Below are 17064 nucleotides of genomic sequence, written 5' to 3' on the forward strand. Positions count from 1 at the left end.
TGTGCAATGCGCCGCATGATGGGGCAGCGCTGTTGCCACAACGCAACAGTCGCCACATTCTCAACCTTTCCTTAGGCATCGGCTGCAATAGTGATGCGCGTGAGCGAGATTTCCACGCCAATCGTGCCCGAAGGCAAGCCAACGCCCGCGCAGCATCTGACCGAGTTGCGCGCGATCCAGGCGCTCGTCAACGAGCTGGCGGACGCGAGCATTCCCGCGCTCCCGCTGGTGGCGGATCCGGCGCTGGACAAACGCTATGACTCGGCGGCGCCACTCGTTCAGCGCCGCTTCGACGCGGTAGCGGGCGAGACCGCGGCCTATGCGGCGGCGGGGCTGACCGCGCTCATCGCGGGACGCAGACAGGGAGCGGGGGCGAACGCCGCAGCGGCGCATCTGGCGCGCGAGATGGAGAAATCGATCCGCGCTATGGAAAAGATCCTGGCCTAAGTAGAGGGCGGAGCCGGAGCTTCGGGCCAGTTGCGAATGTGCAGGTCGCGCTGGGGGAAAGGCAAGCGAATGTCATTCTCGCGAAACAGCTTCCACATCCGGGTCAGCACATCGGATGTGACATTGCCGACGCCGCTCTCAGGATCATTGATCCACAGACGGATGTCGTACTCGACGCCCGAGTCGCCGAAGGCGGTGATCCAGGCGACCGTGGGAGGGTCGTTCAGCACGCGAGGCGCCGCCCGTGCGGCTTCCAGCATGAGCTCAAGCGCGCGGTCCTGATCGGAGTGGTAAGACACGCGAACGGGGATGTGGATGCGCACGTTGCGATCCGAATAGGACCAGTTCTCCACCTCCTGCGTCATCAGATTTTCGTTGGGGATCAGGTGTTCCTTGCCATCGCGCGTCACGACCGAGACAGCGCGCGTCCCGATCCGGTTCACCCAGCCGAACCGGTCTCCCACGACGATCACGTCCCCCGGCTTGATCGAGCGGTCCATCAGCAGGATGAGGCCCGCGAAGAGATTGCCGAAGGTCTTCTGCAAGCCGAAGCCGACCGCGAGACCGAAAGCGCCCGAAAAGACCGTGAGCGCAGTCAGGTCTATGCCCAGCGCGTCGATTCCCATGAAGAACGCGATCGCGATCACCGCGATACCGATCAGCTTTTCGGTCAGCAGCTTCTGCGTCGGATCGAGCCCGTCGGCACGTTTGACATATCGGTGAACCAGCCGGTTCACGAGGCGCACCGCGACAAACAACGCGGCAACCGTCACGACCAGCCGCGAGACGCTCAGCAGCGAAATCCTGTAGCGCGCGGCTTCAAATCCGAAACGATCCATGAAGTCGAGAATCGGCCCGGATCCCGGCACCTCTCCCGAGAGCAACACGAACAGCGCGACGAGCACGAGAACCAGGACAAGCCAGCGCAGTCCATACAGGATGCCGAACTTGCGACCGTTCATCCCCGCGCCTCCCGAAAACGCTCCAGTCCTGCAGCGAGGTCGGCGATCAGGTCGCCCGAATCCTCGAGACCGATCTGGAGCCGGACGAGCGGCCCTTCCGCGGTCCATGGTATCGCGCTGCGATGCGGATCGGCGGGAATGACGAGGCTTTCGTAACCGCCCCAACTGAAACCGATGCCGAATAGTTCGAGCCCGTCGATCAGCGCTGTGCGCGCGGCGTCGTCGCCCCCTTCGAGCACGAACGAGAACAGTCCCGATGCGCCACGAAAATCACGCTTCCAGATTGCATGACCGGGACAATCTTCCAGCGCGGGGTGGAGCACGCGCGCTACATCCGGCTGCTCGTCCAGCCACCGGGCGACAGCAAGCGCATTGCTCTGGTGCCGCGACAGCCGCACATCGAGCGTGCGCAGACCGCGCGCGGCGAGCCAGGCATCGTCGGGCGAGGCACACTGGCCGAGCGAATAGCTGGTCTTGCGCAACGCCTGCCAATGCTCGGAATTGGCGGTGACCGATCCCAGCATCACGTCCGAATGGCCGACAATATATTTGGTGCAGGCCAGGATCGTGAGATCGACGCCCTTTTCGATCGCGGGGAAGAACAACGGTGTCGCCCATGTATTGTCGAGCAGCGTCACGATGCCGCGCGCACGCGCAAGCGCGACAATCGCGGGGACGTCCTGCACCTCGAAGGTCAGGCTTCCCGGGCTCTCCATGAAGATCGCGGCGGTCCGGTCGGTGGCCAGCGCCTCGATCCCCGCACCGATCAATGGATCATAATAGCGCGTCGCGATGCCGTGGCGACGGAGCAGCCCATCGCAAAAGGCGCGTGTCGGCTCATAGGCGCTGTCGACCATCAGCAGTTCGTCGCCGGGCTTGAGCACCGAGAGCAGCGCCGTCGTGACTGCGGCCACGCCAGAAGAGTAGAGCAATGTCCCGGCCGCTCCGGGCTCCATCTCGGTCAGCGCGTCAGCGAGCGACCACTGGGTCGGGGTGCCGCGCCGGCCATAATAGAATTGGTGGTGGGTGTCGTGCTGGCGCGCGCGCATCTCGGCGACGCTGTCGTACTGGATCGTCGACGCACGCCAGACGGGCGGGTTGACCGCCGCGCCCGTCCATTCCTTGCGTCGTCCGCCATGGACGAGCCGGGTCGCGTCGCCGCGACCGCCCCCGTCCTCATTGCTCATGCAGCGCCCATCGCCTTCTTCGTCGAGGGATCCGAACCCCATTCGCTCCACGAACCGTCATAGAGCGCGACCTTGTCCGCACCCGCGAGCGTCGCGCCGAAGAGCAGCACCGCGGCAGTGATCCCCGAGCCGCAGGTCGTGACGAGCGGCCGTCCGAGATCGATGCCGGCATCAGCAAATGCCTGTTTGAGCGCGTCACCCTGTTTCCAACTGCCATCGGCGTTGAAGAGGTTGCCATAGGGCAGGTTCTTCGATCCGGGAATGTGACCGGCATGCGTCTTGGGACGCGGATCGGCCTCCTCGCCGGTGAAGCGCGCGCTGCTCCGTGCGTCGAGCACCTGTTCGGCGCCGCTTTCGGCATTGGCCTTCATCTGGTCGAGGGTGCGCAAGGTCGCGTCATCCTTCCAGACGGTATAGTGGCGGTGCCGGTGCGGCTCCTTGCCCGCGGCGAGTTCGCGCCCTTCCGCTTTCCATTTGGCGAGCCCACCATCGAGGATCGCGACATCGTGCGCGCCGAACAGGCGGAGCATCCACCAGGCGCGCGCCGCGGTGCGATAGGGCGAATCATCGTAAAGCACGATGCGGCTGCCATCGCCGAGACCCAGCGACTGCATCCGGCTGGCGAATTTCTCGGGCGTCGGCAGCATATTGGGCAGGTCGCTGCTGCTGTCGACGAGGTTCTCGAGATCCATATGAACCGCGCCTGGAATGTGCGCTGCCTCATATTCCGTAGCGGCATTGCGACCATCGGTCGGAAGGAAATAAGTCGCGTCCACCACACGCAGGTCCGATGCGCCGAGTTCTGCAGCGAGCCATTCGGTCGAAACCAGCATGTCCATGAAACGCTCTCCTCTTTCTGATTCCTCCTATGCTTAATCTGCGCCGCCCATGCCGTCGAGTGCGCTCAGCGAGCCCGGATGAAGGCGCGGATGTCCTGGCTCAGCTTCGCACGATCCTCATCGCGGACGTACATCATGTGGCCCGAGCCGTAATAGCGATACTCGACGCGCTCCTTCGGGATGCCCGTGCGGCTGAGCGCATATTCGGCGGCGAAAAAGGGCGTCGCGAAGTCGTAATAGCCCTGCCCCACGAAAATCCGCAGCCCGCTGTTTTCGCGCAGCCCCTTGCCGATATAGGGAGCCACATTGACATAAACGTCGTTGTCTCGCCCGCCGCCGAGACGCCAGTCCCAGGGGCCAACGCTGCCGATGGTGACGTAGCGCCGCTCGGTGTCGAACTTCAGCGTTTCGCGCGCATAGGCGTTGATTGCGGCGGTATAGCCCGCGTCGATGCCGTAGAAGCTGGGATCATTGTCGGGCGTCTCCCCCGCATTGTCATAATCCTTGCCGGTATATCGGCTGTCGAGACGGCCGACGGTGAGGCCCCGATCGCGCAACAGTTCCTTATAGAAGCGGTCGGGCGTAACTCGGAGATCCGCCTGTTCGAGATACGCCTCCGAAAGCCCGGTAAATCGCGCCAGATCCTTGCGGACGGCGGCGCGTTCGTCACCCTGCAAGGCATTGCCCTTGAGGAGCGCGGCGGCATAGGGGCCGATCGCCCATTGCCGCGCCTCCTGCGTGAACGCTTCCACGGAAGACGCCTGCGCCTTGCCATGGAAGAGCGCGGTCGCCGCCATGCTGGGCACGTTGAGGATGTACGACATCTCGTTGCCGGGCGTGTCCGCCCCCGCCGCGAAATCGAGCACGGTCGAGATCAGGATCACGCCGTTGAGCGCGACGTCGTTATATGCGCCTTCGAGCTGGTTGAGCACCGCGGCCGAGCGCGTCGTGCCATAGCTTTCGCCGCCAAGATATTTAGGCGCGTTCCAGCGACCATTTTCATTTAGCCAGAGCCGGATGAACTGCGCGATCGCTTCGGCGTCCTTGGTGACGCCGTAGAAGTCCTTGGGATCGGTTTTGCCCAGCGCATGGCTGAAGCCGGTGCCAACGGGATCGATGAAGACGATGTCGGTGACGTCGAGCAGGCTGTCGGGATTGTCGACGATCGGATAGGGCGGGGCGCCGTCGTCGCGGGCGTCCGAAGGGATGGCGACACGCTTGGGACCGAAGGCGCCCATGTGGAGCCATACCGAACCCGAACCGGGGCCTCCGTTGAAGAGGAAGGTGACGGGGCGATCGGGATCCCTGCCTTCCTTCACATAGGACACCGAGAAGATCGCCGCGCGCGGGGTGCCGTCATCGGCCTTGAGCCAGGTTTCGCCTGCGGTGGCGGTGTAGCTGACCGATTGGCCGCCGAACCGCCCCGAATGCTTCGTGATCGAGCGCTTGGGCGGCGGGATATCCTCTGTCTTCGTTTTTTCGGCCGCCGGCTTTTCCTTGTCCTGCGCAAAGGCAGGAGCGATCGCTCCGAGCACCAGCAGGCCAGCCCCCAGTGCCATTTTTCCCAGTGATTTCCGCATGCGCCTCTCTGGATATCTTGTCTCACGGGTCTGCTATTGCACCCCCGTTCGGCGGGCAATGTCGTTCGTCGAAAAGCGGCGAGACACTGGAGGGTGGTTATCGCGCACGCTTTCCCTTAAATGCGCAGCCATGCAAACGACCCATCTCGGCCAGAGCTCGACGCTTCCCAACTCTCCCGAAGAAGCCGTGCTCGACTATGTGCCCAACCCCCGGACGGGGCGGCCCTATCTCGTGCGCTTCACCGCGCCCGAATTCACTTCGCTGTGCCCCGTCACGGGCCAGCCCGATTTCGCGCATCTGGTGATCGACTATGCCCCCGAGGCGACGATCGTCGAATCCAAATCGCTGAAGCTGTTCCTCGGCGCGTTCCGCAACCACCGCGCCTTTCACGAGGATTGCACCGTCGGCATCGGCGAGCGGCTGTTCGCCGAGATGAAGCCCAAATGGCTGCGCATCGGCGGCTATTGGTATCCGCGCGGCGGCATCCCGATCGACGTCTTCTGGCAATCGGGAGAACCACCCCAAGGCCTATGGCTGCCCGATCAAGGCGTACCGGGTTATCGCGGCAGGGGTTAACCTGACAGCACTTGATCGCATGATTCCAACGCCCTGCGGAATCCCCTTGCTGCAATGCACAATATAGGCAACCTTCACCCCCAAGACACGTTCGGTAGCACAGGAAAACTCACGCCCCTGATACTGTTGCACTAGCGAAAGGGTGACCATGGACGAAACGGCTTCACGTGAAGCGTTTGCGCCTGAAGCACCGGCGCACATCGCGCTGATTGGCAATGCGCTTCCCCGGCGTTGCGGAATGGCGACCTTTACGAGCGATACCTGTGACGCGCTGGCGGCGCGCTTTCCCGCCATGACCGTCGATCTCTACGCGATGGACGACGGCAGCGGCATTGCCTATCCCGAGCACATCGCCACCATCGACCAGAATGACCCTGCCGCCTATCGCGCGGCCGCGCGCAAGATCGCCGAGAGCGGCGCGCGCGCGATCTGGCTCCAGCACGAATATGGCATTTTCGGCGGGACCGCTGGCGAGTTGATCCTGAATCTGCTCGACCGCGTGAACCTGCCCGTTCTCGTGACGCTTCATACGGTGCTCGAAAAGCCCGGTCCCGATGAGCGCCGCGTGCTCGAAGCGCTCGCGCGACGTGCGTCCAAACTCATCGTCATGGCCGAAAAGGCCCGCGAGATTCTGCGTCGCGTCTATGGCGTGGCGGATGCGCAAATCGCCGTCATCCCGCACGGCGTTCCCGATCGACCGCTCGTTGCGCCCGACTCCGTCAAGCCGCGGTTCGGCTTCGAAGGCCGCCGGGTGATCCTCACCTTCGGCCTGATAGCCCCCGGCAAGGGCATCGAGGTGATGATCGACGCGATGCCGCGCATCGTCGCTGCGCATCCCGAGACGCTCTATGTCGTGCTCGGCGCGACGCATCCCAATCTCGTCCGGCGCGAGGGCGAGGCGTATCGCGAAAAGCTGCACGCGCTCGCCGAAACGCTCGGCGTGAGCGACCATGTCCGCTTCATCGACGCCTTTGTCGACCCCGACGAGTTGCTCGACTATCTTCAGGCGGCCGATGTCTATGTGACGCCCTATCTGAACCGCGATCAGATCACTTCGGGCACGCTTTCCTATGCTGTCAGCGTCGGCAAACCCGTCGTCGCAACGCCCTATATCCATGCCACCGAGATCCTCGACGAGAATCACGGCGTGCTCGTCAATTTCGGCGACAGCGCCCAGATGGCGGCGGCGATCGTGCGGCTGCTCGAGGACGATGCGGGGCGCGATGCGCTCGCGGAACGCGCCTATGCGCGCGGGCGGACGATGCTTTGGTCGCGGCTCGCCGAGCGCGCGGCGATGATCCTCGGCGAAATGGAGCAGCGCGCGCCCATGCGGCTCGGCAAGGCAATGACGGCGCGCGCCAGCCTCCTCGCCCCCGATCTGACCGCAGTGCTTCGCATGAGCGATTCGACGGGGATGTACCAGCACGGCGTCTTTTCGGTGCCCGACCGCCATCACGGCTATTGCGTCGATGACAATGCACGCGCGCTGATGCTGCTCGGACGCATCGAGGATATCGACGAAAGCCAGCGCGATCAGTGGATGACGGTCTACGCCTCGTTCGTCCAGCATAGCTGGAACCCCGATCATGGCCGCTTCCGCAACTTCATGCGCTTTGATCGAAGCTGGTGCGAGGATTTCGGATCGGAAGACAGTCACGGCCGCGCATTGTGGTCGCTGGGCGTCACCGCTCGCCACGCGCCGATCCAGAAGCACGCCGACTGGGCGGCGAACCTCTTCGACCGGACCGCGCATCACGCGCTTTCGCTCGGCGCACCGCGTGCGCAGGCCTTCGCGATGCTGGGTGCTGCCGCGATGTTTGACGCGCGCCGCGGTCACGGCGCCTCGCGCGCGATACTGGAGACCTTCGGCGATCAATTGCTTGCACTGCTCGCCGAATCAAGGCGACCCGACTGGCCATGGTTCGAGGCGGTGCTTGCCTATGACAATGCGCGCCTGCCCGAGGCGCTGCTGCGCGCGGGCATAGCGCTTGGCCGGGAAGACTACCGCGAATGCGGGTTGCAGACGCTGGACTGGATCGCCGGGCAGCAGATCGCGCCCGAGGGGCATTTCCGCGCGGTTGGCACCGACAGCTTCGGGCGCGCATTCGAACCGCCCATGCCGTTCGACCAGCAGCCGCTGGAAGCGCAGGCGACGATCGACGCGTGCGAAGCCGCATTTGAAGCCTCGGGCGATCGCCGATGGGTCGATGAGGCACGGCGCGCCTATCGCTGGTTTCTGGGGGAAAATGACCTCGACATGCCCCTCGCCACGCGCAACGATGGCGGCTGTTTCGACGGGTTGATGCCCACCGGCATCAATCGCAACCAGGGCGCGGAATCGATCCTGGCACTGCAACTCGCCTCCTGCGCAATTTCCAGACTATCCAAGGCCGCTACAGCCGTGGCAGAACCGGTGGGCGCCGTCGCTTGAATTTTCAGGCACGGACAGGGGGAGCGCCGGTGGAGCCGGGAAGGTCGATGCTCAGCGTCTACAATCATCACCTGAGGCTCTACGCCGATCCGTCGCGCGTCGTGGTTCGTCCCTTTCACCTTGCGTGGCAAGCGAATGGGGCGACGCGAAGCCGTTCCGAGCGGCTGGTCGACGAAGTCCTCGAAATGGACACCAAAACCGCGCAGGCGCAACTTGAGGCGGTGCTCAAGGATTTCGAGGAACGCCATTGGCAGACGCGCCGCGTCTTCATGACGCGCTATGAGGAAATCGAAGCGCAGCTCGGGCGCGAACTCGGCGACATCGGCGACGACAAGCGTCAGCTCATCGGCGCCTATTTCTGCCACGAATACAGCTATGCCGCCGCAGCCCTGATGAATCCGAGCGTGGTTTCGCACCACGACCAGACGGGGATGCCCAAGGGATCGCAGCGGATCATCATGTCGCTGCGCGCGGTGGGCGAAGGCCATATCTCCACCGTCGTCTTTCGCGAAGGCATCATCAGCGACACGGGTGACCTGCGGCTCGCGCCCGAGCCCCCCTTCGCCACCGCCGCCGACGCGCTCGACGAGGCCGAGGACCTCGTGCCTGAAGGTCCCGTCACGGTCTACCGCCACCAGGACAGCACGCTTTCGGGGACGGTGATCTTCCCGATTACGCCCGCGCAGCGCAACGGGCTCGAGGATCTGCGCCTCGTCCATTTCACGCATGACGACGGCTCGGTCGAGTGGATCGGCACCTATACCGCCTATTCGGGGCGCGAGATCCAGTCCGAGATGATGCGAACGCGCGATTTCCACAGTTTCGACCTCGTGCCGATCAAGGGCGCCGCCGCGCGCAACAAGGGCATGGCGCTGTTCCCACGCAAGATCGACGGCAGCTACATGATGATCGGCCGGCAGGACGGCGAAAACATCTTCCTGCTCAAGTCCGACTCGATCGACCACTGGGAGGACGGCGAGAAGCTGGTGGAACCGGTCTACCCATGGGAACTCGTCCAGATGGGCAATTGCGGCCCGCCCATCGAACTCGACGAGGGCTGGCTGCTGCTCACCCACGGTGTCGGCGCGATGCGCAAATATTCGATCGGGGCGGTGCTGCTCGACAAGAAGGATCCGTCGAAGGTGCTCGCGCGCACTCCCGATCCGATCCTTTCCGCGATCGAGCAGGACCGCGAGGGCTATGTCCCCAATGTCGTCTATACCTGCGGTGCGATGAAGCATGGCGACCTGCTCTTCATGCCCTATGGCGTGGCCGACAGTTCGGTCGCCTTCGCCTTCGTGCCGATCGGCGCGCTGCTCGACCTGATGAAGTGAAGCTTTTCCTCGCCTTTCACAGCTATTTACAGTAGTGTCAGCGCATGACCGCAGCGATTCCCCATGACCATCCCATCGAGATCGTTCCGGGCGATATCGACTTCATGGGGCATGTGAACAACGCCAACTACCTGAACTGGGTACAGGAAGCGGTGCTCGACCACTGGCGCTCGCTGGCGCCCCCCGATGCGGTCGCCCGGCATCTGTGGGTCGCGCTCAAGCACGAGATCACCTATCGCAAGCCCGCCTTTCTGGACGACGAGGTGATCGCCACCGTCATCCTCGAAAAAGTCCAAGGCGCACGCGCGTTCTACGAAACGCTGATCAAGCGCGGCGAGGACGTGCTGGCCGAGGTCAAGTCGAGCTGGTGCTGCATCGACGCCGAAACGCTGCGACCCGCGCGCATCGCGAGCGAGATCGCCGAGCGGTTCTTTTCCAAGGGCAACTGAGCGCGCGTCCGGCCCGGCCGGTGCGCAGTTCACCCGCCCTCGAGCGTCTCCATGATCCGCTTGCTGTAGACCTTCCCCCAGGTCGCGAGCGGCGTCACTGCATCGTTGAGCGTCCGCCCGAGTTCGGTGACCGAATATTCGACGCGCGGCGGGATCTCATGGAACATTTCGCGCGCGATGATGCCATCGGCCTCCATCTCGCGCAGATTCTGGATCAGCATCTTTTCGCTGATCCCCGTCACGCGCCGCTTTAATTCGCCGAAGCGGATCGGACCGAAATGGATCTCCCACAGGATGAAGGTCTTCCATTTGCCGCCGATCACTTCGAGCGCGGCGCCGAGTCCACAGGCTTCGGGCATGTTTTTCGCCACGCAATTCTCCGAAACTTACCTTCTGGTGCGTACCCTACAAAATAGTCGGTACTTGAGAAAAGCATAGCAAAGCCGCATCTGGCTGTCAGGCGCCCGGGCCCGGCGCTCCAGACATCAACGGAGATATATATGGAACCGGTATTGTTCTACGGCATCCCGCACGGCTGCTCGTTCGGATCGATCGTCGCGCTTGAGTGGCTGGGCCAGCCCTATCGGCTGAGTCGCGTCGACATGCTCGCGAAGGAAGCGGGCTATGCGCACATCAACCCGACGATGCAGACCCCCGCACTGATGCTTGAGGATGGCAGCGTGCTGACCGAAAGCCTAGCCATCCTGCATCATATCGCGGCGCGCGATCTTTCCCGCGGCATCGGCTTTGCGCAGGGCACGCGTGCGTTCGACGAACTCAATGCGATGCTGTCCTACCTGCATACCAGCGTGCACGGCGCGTTCGGCATGGTCTGGAACAGCTTCAAGCAGCCCGAAGGATCGCCCGAGGCCGCGATGCTGCGTATGCTGGGCCGCGACAGCACGGCGCAGGTCCTCGCAAATCTTGAGGCGCATCTGGCGGACCGCGCATGGCTGGTGGGCGTACAGGCGACGATCGCCGATGCCTATTTCGCGGCGATCGTCCGCTGGGCGGAGGATTTGCAACTGTTCGATCTGCCGCGCGAATATCCCGCGGTCGACCGGCTGCTCCGCAAGCTGGAAGCCGATCCCGCGATGGTTTTCGCGCACGCGATCGAAGATGAAACCCCCGCGCAATCGGCGGGCGGCTTCCGGGGACACGTCACGCTGGACACGCTGCTCCCGCGGCTTGCTGCCTGATCAGGCGATCCCGGCGGATCGCCTGGCTGTGCGATACAGCCAGGCGATCACACCTGTGAACACGATAAGCCCGATCGGCAGGGCAAAGCTTTCGAAGCCTTCGCCCACCAGCGCAAGCGGAGCGTCGCTGTTGGTGCTCCAGACGAGGCCCGCAAAGGCGACGCCGAACAGGCTTTCGCCGACGATCAGCCCCGTCGCCATCAGCACGCCCATGCGCTTCGCGAATTCGGGATCGGCGGCGCGCTCGGCGCGGCGTTCGTAGAAATAGCCGAGCGCCGCACCGACGGGGATGAGCAAGGTCAGCGCCATCGGGAGATAGATGCCCATGCCCACGCCCAGGGGTGGGAGCCGCATCTTGCCCGCCTTGCCCAGCGCCTCGTCGATCGCGATCACGACGACGCCGATCGTGGCACCGAAGCCGATCAGGCTCCAGTCGAGATCGCCGCCGAGCACGCCCTTGGCGAGTGCCGAGATCAGCGCGGCCTGCGGGGCTGCGAGCGCGTTCGCGCCTGCCCCCGGCGCGCCCTGGAAGCCGAAAGCGCCGTTGAGCAGGCTGAGCACGGGCGGAATGACGAGCGAGCCGAAGATCACGCCGAGGACGAGCGCGAACTGCTGCTTCCACGGTGTCGCGCCGACGAGCTGGCCGGTCTTCAGATCCTGAAGATTGTCGTTGGAGATGGTGGCGATCGAAAAGACGATCGCGGTCGTGAACAGCGCATAGGCGACGAGCGCCTGCGCGCGATCGGGATCGCCGCCATGACCGTAGAGGATCGCGAGCAGCAGCGCCGCGCCCAGCACCGCGAGGATGCCGACGCCCGAGACCGGGCTGTTGGAGGCGCCGATCAGCCCCGCCATATAGCCGCAGACCGCAGCAATCACGACGCCGATGAAGAGGATATAGACGAGCGTGCCCGCGATGATTGGCACCGCATGCTCGGCAATCGGCCCGCCTGCCGCGAACTGCCAGAGCAGGACCGCGATCGGGAGCAGCGAGGCGAGGATGGTGCCGCCGACGATGCCGATCGGGAGATCGCGTTGGGTGAGTTCAAGCTCCGCGCCATCCTTGCGCGCGCGTGCGGCCGCCATTGCGCTGCGAATGCCGCTGATGATCGGTCCCATGATCTTGAGCAGCGTCCAGATCGCCGCGACGCCGATCGTGCCCGCGCCGATGAAGCGCACTTCGCTGCGGAAGGTGGTGTCAACGACGTCGGACACCGCGCCCGAAACGCCGTGCATCGCTGTCATCACGGGCACGAGCCCGCCCCAGCTCAACAGCATGCCGAAGAGCATCGCGGCGCCCACCGAAAGCCCGACAAGATGGCCGACGCCGATCAGCGCCATCGACAGGCTGGTCGAGACGCTGCTCGCGCCCGCGCCGACGCGGAAATAAGTGGCGGCTTCGGCGGCCGCCAGCTTGGTCGCGGCGAGGATCGCGAAGCCTGCCGAGGCGAGCGAACTCGTCAAGATCGTGCGCAGCCCCCTGGCATTCTCCTCGGCCCCGCCTTCGGACGCCGCGCCGACCTTCAGAACCTCGGCGGCGGCAACACCCTCGGGATAGGGCAGGTCCGATCCGGTCACCAAGGCGCGCCTGAGCGGCACCGAATACATCACCCCCAATATCCCGCCGATCGCGCAGACCGCCGTGGTCGTCCAATAGGGGAAGCCCTGCCACCAGCCGATCATGACGAGGCCGGGCAGCACGAAGATGATCGCGGCCAGCGTGCCCGCCGCCGAGGCGATGGTCTGGACGATGTTGTTTTCGAGGATGTTGGCGTTTGAAAAGAAGCGCAGCACGGCCATCGAGATCACCGCGGCGGGAATCGAGGTGGCGAAAGTGAGCCCTACCTTGAGCCCCAGATAGACATTCGCGGCAGTGAAGACGAGCGTGATCAGGCCGCCAAGCACTATGCCGCGCAGCGTCAGTTCGGGGAGTCGGGTTTTCTGCATCAGGGGGTCCTACAGGCGGTTCGCGCGGCGCGAAACCGGTTTGTCAGCGAGGCTGAGAACGGCGCCAGAGCATCGTGCGTTATACCTGATCCGTATTCGTGCTCCGGGCTTGCCCCGGAGCCCAAGCCAGAAACGACTGTGCGCCACGGAAAATGGGCTCCTGCTTTCGCAGGAGCACTGAACCCTGCTAAACGCGCGACGCTCTAACGCTGCTGGCGATGGAAAGGGATGGTACGTCCGTAGCGTTCAAGGACGAGCGTGCTGTCACGGATCGCTACGGGTTCGCGGGCGAAATCGGCCTTGCCGAAATCATTGGGCTCGAAGCGAAAGACGAGGTTGTGTCCCACGTCGGGGGTGAGCGCGTGCGGCTGATACGGGATCTCGTAGACGGGCATATCGGGGACGACGCTCGTCACGACCATGCCGGGCTCGAGCGGCACGCGGCCGTCCTCCTCCGCGTCCACATAACGCGGGCGATCTTCACCCGCGATGGTCACGATCAGCGTCAACGGATAACCGCCGAGCGCCTCGGGATCCGAAAGCTGGACCGTGAGGGTTCCCGCAGGCGCGGGCACGTCGCGCTCAAGCGCGAAGCGCGGCGGCGTAACCTTGGGATCACTCGTCAGGTAAATCGTGCCGCTCTCGACCGTCCAGACACCCTCGCCTTCCTCGTCGAGCGCGCCATAGCTCAGCCCGTAGCGGAAGCGGCCATCGGCGCGCAGGTCGATCGCCGCCGCAATCTCGGTGGCCTGCGCTTCATAAAGCCCGACCTGTTCCGAGGCAGCCTGTGCGGCGGCGGGTGCCGACGCCAGTGCCGCGATCGGGAAGAGAAGCGCGGGCCAGCGCATCAGCGCCCCTTGAACAGGCCGCCGAGCAAGCCGCGCAGCAACTGTCCGCCCAGATTGCCCGCCACCTTGCGCCCGATCGAAGTTGCCGCCGAGCGCGCCGCGGACTGAACCATTTTTTCGGCAAAGGTCGGCTTCGCCGCCTCGCGCGCTTGCCGCGCCGCCTCGCGTTCGGCGGCAACGCGCTGGCGTTCGGCTTCCTTGGCCTGGCGCGCGGTTTCGCGCTCGGCCGCGATGCGCGCCTTTTCGTCTTCCTTGGCCTGCACGGCGTCGAGCTTGGCCTGTTCGGCCGCGGCCTTGGCCTCGGCTGCGGCAGCGGCAGCCTCCGCCGCCTTTGCGCCAAGCAATTCCTCGGCGGATTCGCGGTCGATCAGCGTGTCATACTTGTTGCCGATCGCGTCGGTTTCCTTGATCACCCCGCGTTCGACCGGCGTCACCGGACCGATGCGCGAACAGACGGGCTTGATCAGCGTGCGCTGCACCGGCGATGGCGCACCATCGGCCTGGAGCAGCGAGACGAGCGCCTCGCCCACCTTCAGTTCGGTGATCGCTGTGACCACATCGACTTGCGGGTTGGCGCGGAAGGTTTCGGCGGCCGACTTGATCGCCTTTTCATCGCGCGGCGTGAAGGCGCGGAGCGCATGCTGGACGCGGTTGCCAAGCTGGCCCGCGACGCCATCGGGTATGTCGATCGGGTTCTGGGTGATGAAATAGACGCCGACACCCTTGGAACGGATGAGGCGCACGACCTGCTCGACCTTCTCGAGCAGCGCCCGGGGCGCCTCGTCGAAGAGCAGATGCGCCTCGTCGAAGAAGAAGACGAGCTTTGGCTTGTCGGGATCGCCGACCTCAGGAAGCGTCTCGAACAGTTCGGACAGCAGCCAGAGCAGAAATGTCGAATAGAGCTTGGGGCTCGCCATCAGCTTGTCGGCGGCAAGGATGTTGACGATCCCCCTGCCCTGCTCATCCTGCGTGAAGAAGTCGCCGATATCGAGCGCGGGCTCACCGAAGAACCTGTCGCCGCCCTGGCTACGAAGCTGCAGTAGCGAACGCTGGATCGTCCCGATGCTTTGCTTCGAGACATTGCCATAGGTGGTGGTGAGTTCGTCGGCGCGATCGGCACAGTGCGCAAGCATCGCCTGAAGATCGTCGAGGTCGAGCAGCAGCAGCCCATCCTTGTCCGCAACGTGAAAGGCGATCGTGAGCACGCCTTCCTGCACCTCGTTCAGATCCATCAGCCGCGAGAGCAGCAGCGGCCCCATTTCGGAGATAGTGGTGCGGATCGGATGGCCCTGCTCGCCGAACAGGTCCCAGAACTGGACGGGATTGTCCTTGTACGTCCATTCGGTGTCGCCGATCTCGGCGGCGCGCGCGGCGAAGCTTTCATGGACCTTGGCAGTGGGCGAGCCGGGCATCGCCATGCCCGACAGATCGCCCTTCACGTCCGCCACGAAGACGGGAACGCCCGCGCGCGAGAAACCCTCGGCAATACCCTGGAGCGTGACGGTCTTGCCCGTGCCTGTCGCACCCGCGATCAGGCCGTGGCGGTTGGCGCGCCTGAAATTGAGGATCTGGCGCTGGCCGCCGCCGACCCCGATGAAAAGCCCCGTCTCGTCAGCCACTCTGCGCCTCCCATATTCCCACACCTCTTAGCGGTTGGGGGCATGGAACGACAAGCGCCGACGAAACGGGGATTTTCGCGTCAGCGCGCCTTGAGCTTCACACCTACATAGCGCGCGGCGCCATTGCCGCGCTGGACGAGCAGCAGCACCGGGCGATTGCTCGTCTGTGATGCGCGCACCTGCGCGTTGAGCTCGTCGGCGGTGGTTGTCGGGCGCTGGTTCGCAGACAGGATGATATCACCCCGCTGGATGCCCGAATTGGCCGCGTCGCTCGACGGATCGACCGCACCGACAACGACACCGCGGACATTGGGCGCAAGGCCGAGCTGGCGCTGGATCTGCGGAGTCAGCGTCTGGACGGCAAGGCCCAGCGAATCGCGCGTCGCCTGCTCACCCGTACCGGCATCGGGCTCGGTGATCGCATCGCCATCGGGATTGGCGAAGGCCGCGAGCTGCTCTTCGGGCGGACGCTGGCCGACTGTCGCGGTGACCGTCATTCGCTTGCCGCCGCGGTACAGTTCGATCGGAATCTTCTGGCCCGGCTTGGTGTTCGCGACCAGGAAGGACAACGTGTTGTCCGGGGTCACCGGCGTATTGTTCACCTTGGTGATGACATCGCCCTGCTGGATACCCGCCTTGGCCGCGCCCTCATTGGGCTCGACCCGCGCGATCAGTTCGCCAACATTCTTGGGCAGGCCCAGCGACGCAGCAATATTCTCGTCGATAGGCTGGAGGCCGACGCCGAGATAGCCGCGCTGAACGCGCTCGCCCGCCTTGAGCGTGTCGATGATCGGCTTGGCCTGCTCCGCGGGGATCGCGAAGCCGATGCCGACATTGCCGCCCGTGGGCGAGAAGATCGCCGAGTTGATGCCGATGACGTTGCCGTTCAGGTCGAACATCGGGCCGCCCGAATTGCCGAAATTGATCGACGCATCGGTCTGGATATAGCGATCATAGGCGCCGCCCTGACCGGTATTGCGGTGGAGCGCCGAGACGATGCCCGCAGTCACCGTGCCGCCAAGTCCGAAGGGGTTGCCGATCGCGACGATCCAGTCGCCGACGCGCGTCTGCGTCGAATCGCCGAACGTCACGAAGGGCAGGTTGGTGGCGTTGATCTTGAGGAGCGCGAGGTCTGAGGCGGGATCGCGGCCGATGAGCTTTGCCTCATATTCCTTGCGATCGGGCAGCGTCACGGTGATCGAATCCACCACCGCACTGCGATTGCCAGGCGCCACGACATGGTTGTTGGTGACGATATAGCCGTCAGCCGAGATGATGAATCCCGAACCCAGCGACTGTGCTTCGCGCGTGACCGGGCGGCCATTATTGCCCCGCTGGCCGAAAAAGTCCTGGAAAGGCGTGCCCGCAAAGGGGTTGTTGTTCTGAACCTGGACGGTCTGCTTGGTCGAGATGTTGACGACCGATGGCTGAAGCCGCGCGGTCAGATCCGCAAAGCTCATTGGCGCGCCGGCTCGCGGAGCTGCAGCCAGCATCGCGCGTTCGTCATTCTGGGCGGTCTGGGCACCCACTGGCGTATTCGTGCCCATCGTGATCGCCGCCCCGCCGACGAGCAGGGCGGTGGTGATGGCATAGGCGTAGCGCACGTTCATAATCCTCCGGTCTTCCTTCCAATTGGCGCGATTTC

General features: G+C 64.4%; 15 protein-coding genes. 6 read left to right on the plus strand and 9 right to left on the minus strand.

From position 1 onward, the window contains the following. Window positions 1-99: 99 nt before the first annotated feature. Complete coding sequence (locus D3876_RS17355) at window positions 100-447, plus strand: hypothetical protein (RefSeq protein ID WP_147417687.1); 348 nt, start codon at window positions 100-102, stop codon at window positions 445-447. Here D3876_RS17355 and D3876_RS17360 read toward each other — a convergent pair. The 4 genes from D3876_RS17360 to D3876_RS17375 form a co-directional block, all read right to left on the minus strand. After that, window positions 444-1409, minus strand: coding sequence for a mechanosensitive ion channel family protein (locus tag D3876_RS17360; RefSeq protein WP_420801975.1), 966 nt, complete (start codon window positions 1407-1409; stop codon window positions 444-446). The two genes, D3876_RS17355 and D3876_RS17360, sit on opposite strands and share 4 nt — an antisense overlap. Then, window positions 1406-2596, minus strand: coding sequence for a cystathionine beta-lyase (metC, locus tag D3876_RS17365; protein WP_119764648.1), 1191 nt, complete (start codon window positions 2594-2596; stop codon window positions 1406-1408). The genes D3876_RS17360 and metC overlap by 4 nt, the downstream gene beginning before the upstream one ends. Then, window positions 2593-3435, minus strand: coding sequence for a 3-mercaptopyruvate sulfurtransferase (gene sseA, locus D3876_RS17370; protein WP_119764650.1), 843 nt, complete (start codon window positions 3433-3435; stop codon window positions 2593-2595). Before sseA ends, metC begins: the two co-directional genes overlap by 4 nt. Before the next feature lie 65 nt (window positions 3436-3500). Further along, entirely contained in the window at window positions 3501-4994 is a 1494-nt protein-coding gene (locus D3876_RS17375; RefSeq protein WP_420801985.1) for a S10 family peptidase, read from the minus strand. A gap of 151 nt (window positions 4995-5145) precedes the next feature. On the opposite strand from D3876_RS17375, the gene queF reads away from it, so the two are divergent. The 4 genes from queF (at window position 5146) to D3876_RS17395 (ending at window position 9806) form a co-directional block, all read left to right on the plus strand. Then, window positions 5146-5592, plus strand: coding sequence for a preQ(1) synthase (queF, locus tag D3876_RS17380; RefSeq protein WP_119764654.1), 447 nt, complete (start codon window positions 5146-5148; stop codon window positions 5590-5592). Between the two features lie 238 nt (window positions 5593-5830). Continuing rightward, a complete protein-coding gene (locus tag D3876_RS17385; RefSeq protein ID WP_420801976.1) occupies window positions 5831-8023 on the plus strand; it encodes a glycosyltransferase in 2193 nt (730 codons plus the stop codon). Between the two features lie 47 nt (window positions 8024-8070). Further along, window positions 8071-9357, plus strand: a complete 1287-nt coding sequence (locus tag D3876_RS17390) for a glycoside hydrolase family 130 protein (RefSeq protein WP_119765631.1) — start codon at window positions 8071-8073, stop codon at window positions 9355-9357. A gap of 44 nt (window positions 9358-9401) precedes the next feature. Then, window positions 9402-9806 (plus strand): acyl-CoA thioesterase, encoded by a 405-nt coding sequence (locus D3876_RS17395; protein WP_119764658.1) that lies wholly within the window; start codon window positions 9402-9404, stop codon window positions 9804-9806. 29 nt (window positions 9807-9835) lie between these two features. Here D3876_RS17395 and D3876_RS17400 read toward each other — a convergent pair whose 3' ends face one another. Further along, window positions 9836-10177 (minus strand): winged helix-turn-helix transcriptional regulator, encoded by a 342-nt coding sequence (locus tag D3876_RS17400; protein WP_238475427.1) that lies wholly within the window; start codon window positions 10175-10177, stop codon window positions 9836-9838. Window positions 10178-10306: 129 nt separating this feature from the next. On the opposite strand from D3876_RS17400, the gene D3876_RS17405 reads away from it, so the two are divergent. After that, entirely contained in the window at window positions 10307-11005 is a 699-nt protein-coding gene (locus D3876_RS17405) for a glutathione S-transferase family protein (RefSeq protein ID WP_119764662.1), read from the plus strand. Here D3876_RS17405 and D3876_RS17410 read toward each other — a convergent pair whose 3' ends face one another. The 4 genes from D3876_RS17410 to D3876_RS17425 form a co-directional block, all read right to left on the minus strand. Continuing rightward, on the minus strand, window positions 11006-12952 hold the full coding sequence (locus D3876_RS17410; protein ID WP_119764664.1) for an OPT family oligopeptide transporter: 1947 nt from the start codon (window positions 12950-12952) through the stop codon (window positions 11006-11008). Window positions 12953-13155: 203 nt separating this feature from the next. After that, the gene (locus D3876_RS17415) at window positions 13156-13800 is read right to left on the minus strand and encodes a hypothetical protein (protein WP_119764666.1); all 645 of its coding nucleotides are present in this window, start codon (window positions 13798-13800) and stop codon (window positions 13156-13158) included. Continuing rightward, a complete protein-coding gene (locus D3876_RS17420; RefSeq protein ID WP_119764668.1) occupies window positions 13800-15419 on the minus strand; it encodes a helicase HerA-like domain-containing protein in 1620 nt (539 codons plus the stop codon). Before D3876_RS17420 ends, D3876_RS17415 begins: the two co-directional genes overlap by 1 nt. A gap of 80 nt (window positions 15420-15499) precedes the next feature. Further along, entirely contained in the window at window positions 15500-17023 is a 1524-nt protein-coding gene (locus tag D3876_RS17425) for a DegQ family serine endoprotease (protein WP_119765633.1), read from the minus strand. Window positions 17024-17064: the final 41 nt, after the last annotated feature.

Origin of the sequence: Sphingomonas cavernae, assembly GCF_003590775.1 — a bacterium.
GTDB lineage: Bacteria > Pseudomonadota > Alphaproteobacteria > Sphingomonadales > Sphingomonadaceae > Sphingobium_A > Sphingobium_A cavernae.

Coding starts and splice junctions, on each gene's coding strand:
- D3876_RS17360 (WP_420801975.1), bottom strand. CDS start 1,409: ATGAACGGTCGCAAGTTCGGCATCCTGTATGGACTGCGCTGGCTTGTC.
- metC (WP_119764648.1), bottom strand. CDS start 2,596: ATGAGCAATGAGGACGGGGGCGGTCGCGGCGACGCGACCCGGCTCGTC.
- sseA (WP_119764650.1), bottom strand. CDS start 3,435: ATGGACATGCTGGTTTCGACCGAATGGCTCGCTGCAGAACTCGGCGCA.
- D3876_RS17375 (WP_420801985.1), bottom strand. CDS start 4,994: ATGGCACTGGGGGCTGGCCTGCTGGTGCTCGGAGCGATCGCTCCTGCC.
- queF (WP_119764654.1), top strand. CDS start 5,146: ATGCAAACGACCCATCTCGGCCAGAGCTCGACGCTTCCCAACTCTCCC.
- D3876_RS17385 (WP_420801976.1), top strand. CDS start 5,831: ATGGCGACCTTTACGAGCGATACCTGTGACGCGCTGGCGGCGCGCTTT.
- D3876_RS17390 (WP_119765631.1), top strand. CDS start 8,071: ATGCTCAGCGTCTACAATCATCACCTGAGGCTCTACGCCGATCCGTCG.
- D3876_RS17395 (WP_119764658.1), top strand. CDS start 9,402: ATGACCGCAGCGATTCCCCATGACCATCCCATCGAGATCGTTCCGGGC.
- D3876_RS17405 (WP_119764662.1), top strand. CDS start 10,307: ATGGAACCGGTATTGTTCTACGGCATCCCGCACGGCTGCTCGTTCGGA.
- D3876_RS17410 (WP_119764664.1), bottom strand. CDS start 12,952: ATGCAGAAAACCCGACTCCCCGAACTGACGCTGCGCGGCATAGTGCTT.
- D3876_RS17415 (WP_119764666.1), bottom strand. CDS start 13,800: ATGCGCTGGCCCGCGCTTCTCTTCCCGATCGCGGCACTGGCGTCGGCA.